8 protein-coding genes and 1 tRNA gene are annotated in these 13,695 nt (G+C 46.8%); all 9 read left to right on the top strand.

All coding sequences use genetic code 11. The annotated features are described in order from the left end of the window. Positions 1 to 120 precede the first annotated feature (120 nt). The 9 genes from AC6CIF_RS03740 (at position 121) to pheT (ending at position 13,592) form a co-directional block, all read left to right on the top strand. A complete protein-coding gene (locus AC6CIF_RS03740; RefSeq protein ID WP_017689647.1) occupies positions 121 to 1,086 on the top strand; it encodes an AAA family ATPase in 966 nt (321 codons plus the stop codon). Between the two features lie 4 nt (positions 1,087 to 1,090). Beyond that, positions 1,091 to 2,206: a DUF58 domain-containing protein gene (locus tag AC6CIF_RS03735; RefSeq protein ID WP_498197946.1), complete on the top strand. Its 1,116-nt coding sequence runs from the start codon at positions 1,091 to 1,093 to the stop codon at positions 2,204 to 2,206. Beyond that, complete coding sequence (locus tag AC6CIF_RS03730; RefSeq protein WP_498197944.1) at positions 2,203 to 3,516, top strand: DUF4129 domain-containing protein; 1,314 nt, start codon at positions 2,203 to 2,205, stop codon at positions 3,514 to 3,516. The genes AC6CIF_RS03735 and AC6CIF_RS03730 overlap by 4 nt, the downstream gene beginning before the upstream one ends. A gap of 83 nt (positions 3,517 to 3,599) precedes the next feature. Beyond that, positions 3,600 to 4,556, top strand: a complete 957-nt coding sequence (locus tag AC6CIF_RS03725; protein WP_047842252.1) for an aldolase catalytic domain-containing protein — start codon at positions 3,600 to 3,602, stop codon at positions 4,554 to 4,556. 287 nt (positions 4,557 to 4,843) lie between these two features. Beyond that, complete coding sequence (locus tag AC6CIF_RS03720; protein ID WP_498197942.1) at positions 4,844 to 6,970, top strand: bifunctional diguanylate cyclase/phosphodiesterase; 2,127 nt, start codon at positions 4,844 to 4,846, stop codon at positions 6,968 to 6,970. A gap of 160 nt (positions 6,971 to 7,130) precedes the next feature. Further along, positions 7,131 to 7,201 (top strand) — tRNA-Gly (locus AC6CIF_RS03715). Between the two features lie 519 nt (positions 7,202 to 7,720). Beyond that, positions 7,721 to 9,613: a ribosomal protection-like ABC-F family protein gene (gene abc-f / locus AC6CIF_RS03710; protein WP_498197940.1), complete on the top strand. Its 1,893-nt coding sequence runs from the start codon at positions 7,721 to 7,723 to the stop codon at positions 9,611 to 9,613. Between the two features lie 409 nt (positions 9,614 to 10,022). After that, on the top strand, positions 10,023 to 11,057 hold the full coding sequence (pheS, locus tag AC6CIF_RS03705) for a phenylalanine--tRNA ligase subunit alpha (RefSeq protein ID WP_017689641.1): 1,035 nt from the start codon (positions 10,023 to 10,025) through the stop codon (positions 11,055 to 11,057). Between the two features lie 81 nt (positions 11,058 to 11,138). Further along, positions 11,139 to 13,592 (top strand): phenylalanine--tRNA ligase subunit beta, encoded by a 2,454-nt coding sequence (pheT, locus tag AC6CIF_RS03700; RefSeq protein ID WP_498197938.1) that lies wholly within the window; start codon positions 11,139 to 11,141, stop codon positions 13,590 to 13,592. The last annotated feature ends 103 nt before the right edge of the window (positions 13,593 to 13,695 follow it).

The raw sequence follows: 13,695 nt of genomic DNA, 5'->3' as shown, positions 1-13,695 counted from the left end.
AAAAGCGGGGAGTTAAGGAGTTGGCCATTTGCCAACTCCTTTGTTTTATGTTGCCAATAAGGGTTATAGTTAGTAATGAATGCGAATACATAAGCTCCATAACGGAAGGATGAGATGCAGATGGAAATCCAAGGAATGGAACGAATGAATCAACAATTGATGGATCACGTGGGAAAAGTGATTGTGGGAAAAGAGCATACGATAGAGCTGGTGATGACAGCCATCATAGCGTCAGGGCATGTCCTGCTGGAGGATGTACCAGGTACCGGAAAAACGATGCTTGCCAAATCGGTAGCCTCTTCATTGGACTGCACATTCCAACGCATACAGTTTACACCGGACTTGCTGCCCTCGGACTTAACAGGGATTCATTTTTTTAATCAAAAAGAAGGGGATTTTGAATTCCGACCCGGCCCCTTGTTTGCCAATCTTGTACTAGCCGATGAGATTAACCGGGCTACACCGCGTACACAATCAAGTTTGCTGGAGTGTATGGAAGAGCGCCAGATCAGTATCGACGGTTCAACGAGACAGCTGGAACGGCCATTTATCGTTATCGCCACCCAGAACCCTGTAGATAACCAGGGAACTTTTCCGCTACCTGAAGCGCAGATGGATCGTTTTATGATGAAAATTCGCATGGGTTATCCAAGCAGTGAAGAGAGTGTAGAAATTTTGAGACGTACGGTAGCCAGTCGTTCTGTTGATGATCTCTCGGCGGTGATCAGTCGTGAAGAACTTTTGAAGGCGCAGGATACGTATAAAACAGTGCAAATTAACGAAGATTTGCTACGATATATCATTCAGTTAACCGAAGCGACAAGGCAACATCCCGAGCTCTCGCTTGGCGTAAGTCCACGAGGGGCTCAGGCATTACTCAAGGCAAGTCAGGCATGGGCTGCGCTGCATGGCAGAGATTTTGTTTTGCCTGATGATATTAAAGTACTGGCGGAACCTGTGCTGGCCCACCGACTGGTATTCCGTAACCGGATCAGACAACAAGAGGGCTTGGCTGAGCGTATCATCCAGGAACTTCTGAATCAGACAGAAGTGCCTACGGAGAATCTCGCTACAAGCGGGCGTTAATCTTATGGCATTATTATGGCTTGTCCTTGTTGGAGGCATTGTCGTTGTTATACATGGTGTGTGGTTTGGAAGACCTGCACTGCGAAAGCTCAAGTACAGCAGACAATTCAGCAAGCTGCGTTGTTACGCTGGAGATGAACTTGAGATGGTAGAGACGATATCAAATGAGAAACGAGTCTCCGTACCGTGGCTCAGACTTGAATCGATGATGCCAGTGTCGTTTGTATTTCGTTCCGGCTCAGGTATGGATATTAGTCAAGGCGAGATCTATCAGAACCATAAGAGTATTTTTACGTTAAAACCGTTTACTCGTATTACGCGCAAGCATCCTTTTACATGTACTCAGCGTGGAATTTATCCATTAAATACAGCAACGATGACAGGTGGGGATCTCTTTGGCGTGTGGCGTTCCACCAAACCAATTCCCTTGCAAATGTCTATGATCGTGTATCCTTCATTAATGAATGCAGAGGATCTTCCTGCAATTTATCAGGTATGGCAGGGAGAAGTGGAAGTATCACGATGGATCGTTGAAGATCCTTTCTTGATCCTGGGTGTTCGGCCTTATGGTGCAGGCGACCCCATGAATCGTATTCACTGGAAAGCGAGTGCACGTACAGGTGAATTACAAGTCTACAAGCAGGGATGGACGGCTGATCCGCAATCCTGGATTGTAGTCAACATTCAGGAATCTGCAGATATGTGGAGTGTTGTTACTCGACCGGAAAAGATTGAACGGGCACTTCGTTACGCTGCCACGGCTGCAGTGGATGCCATCGGTAGAGGGTTGCCGGCAGGTTTCGCCCATAATGGTTATCATGTGGGTGGAGGCCGCGATACACTTCGGATTGAGCCGGATTATGGCACCCCGCATCTGGAACGGTTACTGGAAGCTATGGCCGAGACAGAGTTGAAATGTATGGCGCCCATGGAGCAATTCCTGAACGATGAAGTACGTCTGAATGAAGAAGCACAGCAAATCCGCAGCTATCTGCTAATTACATCCTATGTATCTGCTGCTATGGAGCACGAGATTGCACGTCTGCACGAACAAGGACATCGTGTGACGATTCTCCCGGTTGAGGACGTGAAGGGTAACACGAAGGCGGTGAGTGCATGATGAACAGACCGGTAGCGACGATCAAAGGACTCATAGCGATGCTTGCCGTCCTGATGGCGGGCATATACCTTTTTCCGATATTTACGCTTGCTTCATTCTACGCAATGGAACATTTGCCGTTCACATTATTCATCATGGTTGTTCTTGTAGGTTGGTTGGGACAGTTCATTCAGCATAAAATTCCAGGTTTTAGCGAGAAGAATACATTCATTCGTGGAGTAACGGCACTCGTCATAGGATTTCTCTTCGCACTCGTTGTTGGGATGAGCCTCATTCTCCCGTTGCCGGATATCATCACATTGGTACTGTGTGGAGTCATCTCGGCTTATGCAGGGCTGACCTTCCAGCCAGCCTTTCATTCTGTGTTGTTATGGCGCTTGCAGATTATGGGTGTAATCAGTGCGATCGTGCTTATGATTGCTTCGAACTCGTTGGAATTCATGCAGCCGATACGAACCTATACCCTATGGATCTATATTGCGGGAGTGATCAGCTTTGCCTTTTGGCTGGTTGGACGATATATGCTGCAACTGGATCAGGCAATACTCAATGATGGCAAGAGAAGATTGGTATTAAGAGATTTTGCACGTGCGAATCATCAGCGGTTCATGTGGATGTTTATTGTTATCGTTGCGATCGGTGCTTTCCCAAGTCTGGCTGCCTGGCTGGGGCCGCTACGTGACCGCTTGCTCGCATGGATCAGGGGATGGTTTGGTCCGATTTCTGGTGAGGAGCCACGATTACCAATGGACAATCCCAATCAGCCGCTAAATATACCGAATGACTGGAGAGAGCCGCCCTCCGAGCCCTCAGTCTTCTGGAACATCCTCGGATGGGTAGTGATGTGTGCTGTAGCAGGAGCAATTCTGTGGCTGCTTCTGAGGTTGGGACAAAAAACGATAAACAGACTTATGGATCGATTCAAGGGGATGTTACAACCAGGTGAAAAGAAGGCAGAACCACGGACGGAGTATATCGATGTCAGTGAGACGCTTGATGCGCCAGCAAAAGTCCGAAAGAATTGGTTTCGGAAGAAAGAAGCGCCCCCTGCACAGGATGCTGAACGTGTTCGGTATTACTATCGGACTTGGATTGAAAGAGCTGCTCATCGAGGCGTAGTAATACAGGGGACGCACACTCCGCTGGAGGCTGCACAGACCATTATTCAGAATGGTGTGAAGGTAGAAGAAGATGAGCTGTCTGCGAGACTGCCAGATACGTATAATGCCGTTCGTTATGGAGAGAAAGCTCCCAATCGTTCCGATATGGTTGAGATTGACCGTATCTGGAGATCTTATCGAAGTAAATAAGTCCGGAATCCCTTTACTTTTCTTGTCACGTTCAAGTATCATGAGAGGAATACACAAGTTGGTCAGAAAAGGAGCAGACATTAATGAAGACAAATCATTGCAAAATTGTAGATTGTACGATCCGTGATGGCGGATTGGTGAATAATTGGGACTTTAGCGTGGACTTTGTTCAACAGCTATATGCTGGATTGAATGAAGCTGGCGTTGATTATATGGAAATTGGATATAAGAACTCTCCGAAGTTGCTTAAAGGTGCCGAGGAAGCAGGACCATGGCGTTTCCTGAACGATGATTTCCTGCGTAAAGTTATTCCTCAAAAAGGCAATACCAAACTGTCTGCACTGGTTGACGTAGGTCGTGTGGACGAAAATGATATCTTGCCTCGCAGTGAGAGTATGCTGGATCTGATCCGGGTTGCCTGCTACAGCAAAGATGTAGACAAGGCACTTGCACTGGTTCAAACATTCCATGATCGTGGATATGAAACTACACTTAATATTATGGCACTCTCCAATGTTATGGAAAATGAGTTGCTGGAAGCATTTGAATTGATCAAAGAAAGCGCTGTGGATGTTGTTTACATTGTAGACTCCTATGGTAGCTTGGACCATAATGATGTGAAATATCTGGTAGAGAAGTTCAAGACTCACTTGCCTAACAAGCGTCTTGGTGTTCACACACATAATAATATGCAACTTGCGTTTTCTAACACATTGGTTGCGGCAGAACTTGGCGTCGAACTGCTTGATGCTTCTGTGTATGGTATGGGCCGTGCTGCTGGAAACTGTCCAACCGAATTGCTTGTGGCTCATCTCAAAGGAACGAAATACAATCTGCGTCCAGTACTTGGTGTATTGGAACAGTTGATGGTTCCACTGAGAGAAAAAGAAGAATGGGGTTACATTCTGCCTTACATGATTACAGGTGCGTTGGACGAGCATCCACGTTCAGCGATGGCGATTCGTTCATCGGAAGACAAGGATAAGGTTGTTGATTTCTATGATAAATTAACAACACCAGAAGTGAATTTTGATAAGTAATATAGTCTGAAATACAGTTGCAAAATAGGAAAACATGGACTCTAACTGGAGATCCATGTTTTTTTAGTTCTTAATGCCTTGTTTTTCTCTATATTTATGAATAAATATTCCTAGGAGTAACTATTTTTTAGTTCACGTATACAAAATTAAATGTTATTATGTACCAGATAGCATGTGTATGCATGTGAATTGAACGTTGGTTAATATGATTTTGTCGAATCGTGTAGTAAGTTTTAAGTTTGGTTAATGTAATTCAGGATAGGTGATCCCGGGAAGGAAAACACGGCATGAAGGTTAATCTGCAAGATCAGAGAAACATAAGTTGGGTCGCTGTGTGCGGCTTATTGTGTTTCCTCGCAAGTCAATGGTTTCGTTCTTCTTCAAGCTCTGATCTGATCATATCGGGTTACCCGGTTTTGACACTCTTGGGTGGATTTGCTTCGGTAGCGGCTTGTATCGGCATTTACAATCAAAGCTGGTTGTTTCGGACACAGAAGCTAACTCTTCGGAGGGCATTATTGACAACACTCTTTTTATTGATTGGTCTGTTTGAACTGGTTCATATTGTTTCATTTGCAGAAGAGATCCCAAATGGAGCTATGATGGAATCGGAGTTCTCCTTAATGATGTCAACCATGGGATCTTTGGTATGTTCAGTAGGTTTACTGCTCGTGTATACCTTAAATGAGAAAGAAATTGCATTACCACGCAAATTCTTACTGTTCAGTGGGACATTGGGTACCTTTGTTATTTTGTACATACTGGCTATTCAGGAATGGAGCATGTTGCCGAGTATGCTTGACGGGGAAGTGCTGGGTGGTATCTTCACCCGAGTTCATCTTATGGTCGGATTACTTTATGGCATTATTGCAGTTATTTTGTTTGTGCAATGGAAAAAAACCAAAGATGCTGATCTACCAACCATTCTATGTGGCATTCTGTGTTTCTTTTTTGGTGAATGTTATTTTGTTTCAGCAACTGGAGTGAACGATCTCAATCTGTTATTAGGATTACTGAGTAATTGTATGGCATATTTTTTCATTCAAAAAGGGCTGTATACGTCCGTAGTGGACACACCTTTCCTGCAACAGCAGGTCGCGGAAGCCAAGATGAACTATATCGCTCATCATGATGATGTAACGGGACTTCCAAACCGTCGTCGCCTTTCACAGCGGTTGAAAAAAATGATGGATGATGCCGTGGTGCAGGAACAGCTTGTTGGTGTACTGGTCCTGAATATTAATCGGTTCAAAACCATTAATGATTCGCTCGGACAGCAAGCAGCTAACCGGGTTTTGCGTCAGGTAGGTCAACGATTGAAACATTCATCACTTCCAGGAGAAGAAGTCTTTGGATTGGGAAGAGATGAGTTTGCATTAACGATGACAGATTTCAGTTCAACCGATACAGCGTTGCGTCGGACAAGATCCATTTTGCAACTTTTTGAGAAGCCCGTCTTGGTTGATGGCAATGAGTATCATCTCACACTTGGAATCGGGATGGCCATTTTCCCACATGATGGGGAGTCACCACTGGAGATTATTCAGAATGCAGATACGGCTTTGCACAGTGCAAAGGAACAAGGAATGGAACTGAATCGTTTTGCCCATGCGATGCAGATGAAGGCACAGGAGCGTTTGCAGCTTGAGAATGATCTGCGCAAAGCGTTGGATCGGGGTCAGTTCTACCTGGTCTACCAGCCGCAGGTTAATCTGCAAAGTGGGCTAATCGTTGGCATGGAAGCCTTGGTGCGTTGGCAGCATCCGCAGCGAGGCACGGTATCTCCGGCAGAATTTATTCCTCTGGCAGAAGAGAGTGGGCTCATTGTGCCACTTGGCGAATGGGTGCTTCGTGAAGCGTGTGCACAGAACAAACAGTGGCAGGAAGCCGGTTATCGTAAACTGTGTGTTTCGGTGAATCTGTCGATGAGACAATTCAGGCACTCCCATTTGTTGGACAATATCAATGGCATTCTCAAAGAGACGGGACTAGAGCCTGTATGGCTTGAACTGGAGATTACAGAGAGCATGACATTTGATAAAGACCGGTCATTCGAACAGTTGCGCAAAATCAAAGAAATTGGTGTGCATATCAGCATTGATGATTTTGGAACGGGATACAGCTCGTTGCACTATCTGAAGGATCTGCCGATTGATCGGCTCAAGATTGACCGTTCATTCGTGAATGAAGTCATGGAGGACAGCAATAACGCCGCGATCGTATCTACCATCACTTCAATGGCGCATCATTTACAACTGAAAGTCACAGCTGAGGGAGTGGAGAACGAAGATCAGATGGTCTTTCTTCGCAATCAACACTGTCACGAGGCTCAGGGTTATTTCTTCAGCAAACCGATTAAAGCCGCTGAATTTGAAAAGCAGTTTTTGCGAGATGTGGATAAGCCTACAGGTTAGGAAACAGCGGGGGCGCGAGGGTGCTCCTGCTTTTTTAAGATGGATGTGTAATGAAAAAAATGGAAATGTGACTTGCATGCTATAGAGGATCATGGTATATTATTATTTGTAAAAACACTGTTAAATTCCTAAGGAATTTAACAATGAAATCTTCTATCATGCGGGTGTAGTTCAATGGTAGAACTTTAGCCTTCCAAGCTAATAGCGTGGGTTCGATTCCCATCACCCGCTTAACGAAGCAGTACCGGAGCCCTTGCGATGCAGGGGCTTTTTCTATTGCCCTAAAGGGAACCCGGTGGTAACAGCGATCAGAAGATTGTTCTGTCTTTGGAGTGGCGAGTAAGTAAGTATGCTTTAGTTTAATTTATGTACCCTTTGCTTTTTTACAATGTTCTGGTACAATAACGGAGAAATTGATACTACACATGAATGAGAGGTAACCATACGTCCCATGAAGTAAAACACATGAATTGAACCCCAGTTAACTGCAGACGGTTTTATGACGCAGTCAGCCAGAGCGGCTGAGCAATGAGGGGATTCGTGTGTCCAAATTCAGCTATGGGAAAAGGTATGGAGCAAGTAAGCCATTGAGGTTTACGTGTACCCTGTGTTTGGGGTTTCTTTGTTCATGCCGTAGCTTACCTTAGATCTGTCTTTGAATGCTTGATCCAACCCTGAATTGCCAAACCGCCGGCTGATGCCAGCGGTTTTTTTTGTTCAGCAAAAAGGATGCAGGAAGGATGAGGCCTCATGATGACATTGGTACGCTTACATGAAGTATCAAAAGAGTGGAACGGTATTGAATTGTTTACAGGATTGAATTTGGAGATAAATGAGGGCGAGCGACTCGCCATTTTGGGTCGCAACGGATGCGGCAAGACAACGTTGTTACGTATCATTTTAGGCGAGGAGCATGGTGGTGGACGGATTGAACGTTATATCCCTCAGCAGGAATGGGGGTTCATGCGCCAGCGCTCGGAGATTGAGACCGGGATGAATGTACTGGATGCGGTCCGGCGTGAGAGCGGTCAGATCTATGAAGTGAAACGGAACTTGGAAGAACTGGAACAACGGTTGAGCATGAGCACTGAAGCGGATGAAGAGCTGCTTGCAGCTTATACACAAGTGATGGAGCAATACGAACAGTTGAACGGTTATATGTGGGAGACTGAGGTAGAGAAAGTACTGACCCGCCTTGGATTATCCGCAGAGCACTGGAATAGACCCTATCATTCCTTGAGTGGTGGACAAAAAACAAAGGCTCGTTTGGCGGGGCTGCTTGTCAGCAAACCCAAATTCCTGATCCTGGATGAACCGACGAATCATCTGGATGAGGGAAGCATGCGTTGGCTGGAAGAGTGGTTATCCGCATATGAAGGTACGCTGTTATTTGTATCACATGATCGTACTTTTATTGATCAGGTAGCAACAGGAGTCATTGAGTTCAGTCCAGATACCCTGACCAAATACAAGGGCGGATACTCCGACTACAAGATCCACAAAGAGCGTGAATTACGCGAACAGGAAACGATCTACCGCAGGCAGGAATTGGAACGTAAGGCGCTGGAAGAAACGATTCGAAATTATCAGGAATGGTTCCATAAAGCACATAATTCGGCAACCGATGTGGAGGTGAAGATCACCCAGAGCTTTTACAAAGCCAAAGCCAACAAAAATATTTCTCGTTACCATGCGAAACAAAAACAGCTGGAACGTTTGGAGCGGGATCGGGTAGATAAACCTCGTGAAGCTGCAAAATTGAACATGGAATTACAGATGAATCCACTGGCTGCACGCCAGCTGCTTGCGCTGGAAGAGGTGAGTTTTTCATATACGGGAGACAAACCATTGCTGAGCGATCTTCGAATTACTGTGGAACGTGGAGATCGACTTGCTGTACGGGGCCCTAATGGAACGGGCAAGACAACACTGCTGAAGTTGATGATTGGTGAACTGGAACCTTCCCAAGGCAAGGTCACAAGGCATCCACAGCTGAAAATCGGTTACTTTTCACAGGAGCTGGAAGGGCTTCCTGAGAATCAGACGCTGCTGGACAGCTTGCTTACTCTTCCATCCATGACACAAAGTGCGGCACGTACCATTCTGGGATGTTTCCTATTTTCCAGAGATGATGTGTTCAAGCGCATTGGGGATTTGAGCATGGGGGAAAAGTGCAGAGTGGCGTTTCTGAGACTGTACTTTGGCGGAGCGAATCTGCTGGTGCTGGACGAACCAACGAACTATCTGGACATCGATACCCAGGAAGTCATGGAAAATGTATTAAAACAGGCTTCAGGTGCTTTGGTGCTTGTATCCCATGACCGGATGCTGACGAAGTCACTCGCGAATCGGTTATGCGATCTGGAGGCTGGTGGCACAGCAACTCTGTTTGAAGGAGGCGTAACGGATTGGGAGCAGTCCAACAAATTTCGGGAGGTAGCGCTGGAGACCCGAGAATCCGATGATGAGCGGTTACGATTGGAGATGCGGCTATCGGAGTTGCTGTCTCCTGTGAGCACTGCTGGAAAAGACAGTCTGACACAGCCGGAGCATTCGAATGAGCGAGCAGTCGAGGCAGCTGAGATTCGGGAAATCCAGCAGCGCCTGAAACAATTGAAAGATAAGGGTGCAAGCATAAATTAGAACATGGACGACTTGCTATTTCGATCTATTTTGCATATAATTATGAACGATCATCGATGATTATATCGATATAGGTAAACTAAGTAAACGTGATGATGGAGATAAGTAAGCAGTGCCTCTGGACAGGGAGGAAGCGCCGTAGATTGAGAGCGTTTCTGTAGAACAAGGCTGCCGAAATTCACTCCGAAGCGGTTCCCTGAACCTGTTTGTGTGCAGACACAGAGGCAACAGTAGGGGCAAACGGTTAACGGTCGTTATTCCGTACAAAGTGAGACAGAACCAGTTGCAGGCCAGAAGGCCACGCAGCAATGGATGTCTAACAAGGGTGGTACCACGGTCTTTTCGTCCCTTCAGGGGAGAGAAGGCCTTTTTTTGTTGCAAAAACACCACAAAAAGGGGGCAATTACACATGAAAGAACGTTTAGAGGCATTGAAGATCGAAGCGCTGGAGCAGTTGTCTGGTGTGAATGATCCGCAGACGCTCGGTGATCTGCGTGTAAAGTATTTGGGGAAAAAAGGTGCATTAACTGAAATTTTGCGTGGTATGGGTGCACTTAGTGCGGAGGAACGTCCAGTTATTGGTCAAGTAGCCAATGATGTTCGGGCTGCCATTGAGGAAGTCATCGACAGCAAGCAGGATCAGTTCCAGAAGGAAGAGACGGCGAAGCGTCTGCAATCCGAGAAAATTGATGTGACCCTGCCAGGACGTCGTGGACGTCAAGGCGGACTGCACCCACTGACCAAAGTGGTACAGGAGATCGAAGATATTTTCATCGGTATGGGATACCGCGTTGCGGAAGGTCCTGAAGTTGAAATGGATTATTACAATTTTGAAGCATTGAATCTGCCGAAGAATCACCCGGCGCGCGATATGCAGGATTCTTTCTATGTTACCGAAGACTTGTTGATGCGTACCCATACATCTCCGGTTCAAGTACGTACCATGCAGAGCATGAAGGGCGAAGTGCCTGTCAAAGTCATCTGCCCAGGTAAAGTATACCGCCGTGATGACGACGATGCGACGCACTCTTTCCAATTCAACCAGGTTGAAGGTTTGGTCATCAGCGAAAACATTCGTATGAGCGATCTGAAAGGAACTCTGTTGCAATTCGTGCGCGAAATGTTCGGTTCCCACACAGAAATTCGTCTGCGTCCAAGCTTCTTCCCGTTCACGGAGCCAAGTGCGGAAGTGGATGTGACTTGTGTGCAATGTGGCGGCAGCGGCTGTCGCGTATGTAAGCAAACAGGCTGGCTTGAAATTTTGGGCGGCGGTATGGTTCACCCGAAAGTGCTGGAAATGGGTGGTTATGATCCGGAGAAATACAGTGGTTTCGCATTTGGTATGGGCGTAGAGCGTATCGCGATGCTGAAGTATGGAGTTGATGATATCCGTCATTTCTACAACAGTGATCTGACCTTCCTGAAGCAATTTGGACGGCTGTAACTTTAAGACAAAAAAGATTAACCATATAGAGCAAGCGAAGAACTGGGAACACCAATTTATAGATGAAGGAAGTGAACGTCCATGAGAGTATCGACAGATTGGCTGTCTGATTATATTTCCCTTGAAGGTGTGACGCCACAGGAATTGGCGGAGAAAATCACCCGTGCGGGTGTCGAAATTGATGTAGTGGAGAACCGCAACAAGGGCGTGAATAAAGTTGTTGTAGGTTATGTGAAGAGCAAGGAGAAACACCCTGATGCAGACAAACTGAATGTATGTGTCATCGATGCTGGTCAGGAAGAAGATCTTCAGATCGTGTGTGGTGCGAAAAATGTGGATGCAGGCCAAAAAGTAGTCGTAGCCCTGGTTGGAGCGAAGCTCCCTGGTGGATTGGATATCAAAAAAGCCAAACTGCGCGGTGTTGTCTCCCTTGGCATGATCTGTTCCGCCAAAGAGCTGGGCATGAACGACAAATTGTTGCCGAAAGATCAGCAGGAAGGTATTCTCGTTCTGCCGGAACAAACAGAGGTTGGCACGCCAATCAGTCAGGTTCTTGGTCTTGACGATCATGTGCTTGAACTGGACCTGACACCGAACCGTTCCGACTGTCTCAGCATGCGTGGTGCGGCTTATGAAGTGGGTGCCATTCTGGGTCGTGAAGTGAAGCTGCCAAGTCCCAAAGACCAACTGGTTGAAGTTGGTGATACGGCTGCGAATCATATCTCCGTAGAGATTAAGGCGCAGGAGCAATGCAGTCACTATGCAGCTCGTTATGTAACTGGCATTAAGCTGGGTGCTTCCCCGCTGTGGATGCAAAACCGTCTCATGGCGGCAGGTGTTCGTCCAATCAATAACATCGTTGATATTACGAACTATGTCATGCTGGAATACGGTCAACCGCTACATGCATTCGATGCGGATAAGCTGGAAAAGGGCCATATTGAAGTGCGGATGGCCAACGAAGGCGAAACGATTGTTACGCTGGATGGACAGGAGCGCAAGCTGGAGCCGCACATGTTGCTCATCACGGATGGCGTGAAACCAGTAGCCATCGCTGGGGTTATGGGTGGCGAGAATTCCGAAGTATCGGAAGGCACGGTGAATCTGTTGCTGGAGTCCGCCAAGTTCGACGGCGGTACTGTTCGGAAAACGTCGCGCCAACTGGGGCTGCGTTCCGAAGCAAGCATGCGTTTTGAGAAGGAAGTAGACCCGGGTGCGGTCATTACGGCTTTGGATCGTGCGGCTGAACTGATTCAGCGTTATGCTGAGGGTGAAGTGCACCAGGGAATCGTGGAAGCTGGAGCGGAAGCTGCGGAGAAACGTGTGATTCAATTGTCGCTGGACCGACTGAATCGTTATCTGGGAACCGATCTGTCGTTGCTTGAGGTAAAAACGATCTTCGCTCGCTTGCACTTTGCATGTGGTGATGCTGATCAAGGATTGCTGGATGTGGAAGTGCCAACACGCAGAGGGGATATTACGCTCGATGTAGACTTGTTTGAAGAGATTGCACGTCTGTACGGATACGACAACATTCCAACCACATGGATTGAAGGACCAACGACTCCAGGGGCATATACACGCTCTCAAGCGATGCGCCGCACCATTCGTGGATTGCTTTCAGGAAGTGGCTGGCAGGAAATGATCAGTTACTCCTTTGTACACCCGGATAAAGCGACATTGTTCCCGGCATTGACACAAGGCAGTAAAGCCGTGAAACTCGCGATGCCTATGAGTGAGGACCGCAGTGTGCTTCGTACGAGTATTTTGCCGCAAATGCTGGATGCAGCGGTGTATAACATGAACCGTAAACAGGATTCACTGGCTGTATTTGAAGTGGGCAATGTGTTCTTCACCGAAGAAGATCAGTTGACCAAGCAACCACATGAGATTCCGGTACTGGGCTTGCTGCTCACCGGAAATCGTGCAAGCCAGCAATGGAATGTTGGAGCGGAGAAAGTAGACTTCTTTGACCTGAAAGGTGCTCTTGAGCATCTGTTCGCCTATGTGGGTCTTGAACAACGCATTCGCTTGGTAGCAAACAGCCCTGAAGGGTTCCACCCGGGACGTTCTGCATCGGTTTATTTGGAAGGGAAGGATGGCGGAGAAGGCACATTGATCGGTACATTGGGTCAATTGCATCCGGAACTGCAACAGCAGTATGATCTGAATGATGTATATATCGCAGAGATTGCACTTGAATCGATCTACAATGAAGCAGACGCTGATATTCGTTATCGTGAACTTCCGCGTTTCCCAGCCATGGAACGTGATATCGCGGTTGTTGTGAATGAGGATGTTGAAGCTGGAGATATGCTGCGCGCCATTCGTGAATCGGCGGGTGAATTGTTACAAAACGTACAGGTATTTGATGTGTTTACTGGCAGTAAACTGGGTGAAAACAAGAAAAGCGTGGCGATGGCACTGGTATACCGGAATCGTGAACGTACACTCACCGATGAGGAAGTTACTGAAGTTCATGCCCGTGTAGTGGCTCGTCTGGAAGAGCAATTCGGAGCGGAATTGCGTAAATAGGACAAAAGAAGATTTTTTGAACAAAGATTAGCAGGAATTGTTTGAAGTCACATCGAATCCTTAGCATTAGAGGATCGATGTGACTTTTTTGTGATTACAGCTT

The organism is Paenibacillus sp. GQ49 (assembly GCF_059759055.1).
Note: the sequence above shows the minus strand (reverse complement) of the source record. Positions and strands in the feature narration are given on the sequence as shown.

Bases quoted from the DNA above. Each gene is read 5' to 3' on its own strand.
- AC6CIF_RS03720 (WP_498197942.1), top strand. From the start codon at position 4,844: ATGAAGGTTAATCTGCAAGATCAGAGAAACATAAGTTGGGTCGCTGTG.
- AC6CIF_RS03725 (WP_047842252.1), top strand. From the start codon at position 3,600: ATGAAGACAAATCATTGCAAAATTGTAGATTGTACGATCCGTGATGGC.
- AC6CIF_RS03735 (WP_498197946.1), top strand. From the start codon at position 1,091: ATGGCATTATTATGGCTTGTCCTTGTTGGAGGCATTGTCGTTGTTATA.
- AC6CIF_RS03730 (WP_498197944.1), top strand. From the start codon at position 2,203: ATGATGAACAGACCGGTAGCGACGATCAAAGGACTCATAGCGATGCTT.
- abc-f (WP_498197940.1), top strand. From the start codon at position 7,721: ATGATGACATTGGTACGCTTACATGAAGTATCAAAAGAGTGGAACGGT.
- AC6CIF_RS03740 (WP_017689647.1), top strand. From the start codon at position 121: ATGGAAATCCAAGGAATGGAACGAATGAATCAACAATTGATGGATCAC.
- pheS (WP_017689641.1), top strand. From the start codon at position 10,023: ATGAAAGAACGTTTAGAGGCATTGAAGATCGAAGCGCTGGAGCAGTTG.
- pheT (WP_498197938.1), top strand. From the start codon at position 11,139: ATGAGAGTATCGACAGATTGGCTGTCTGATTATATTTCCCTTGAAGGT.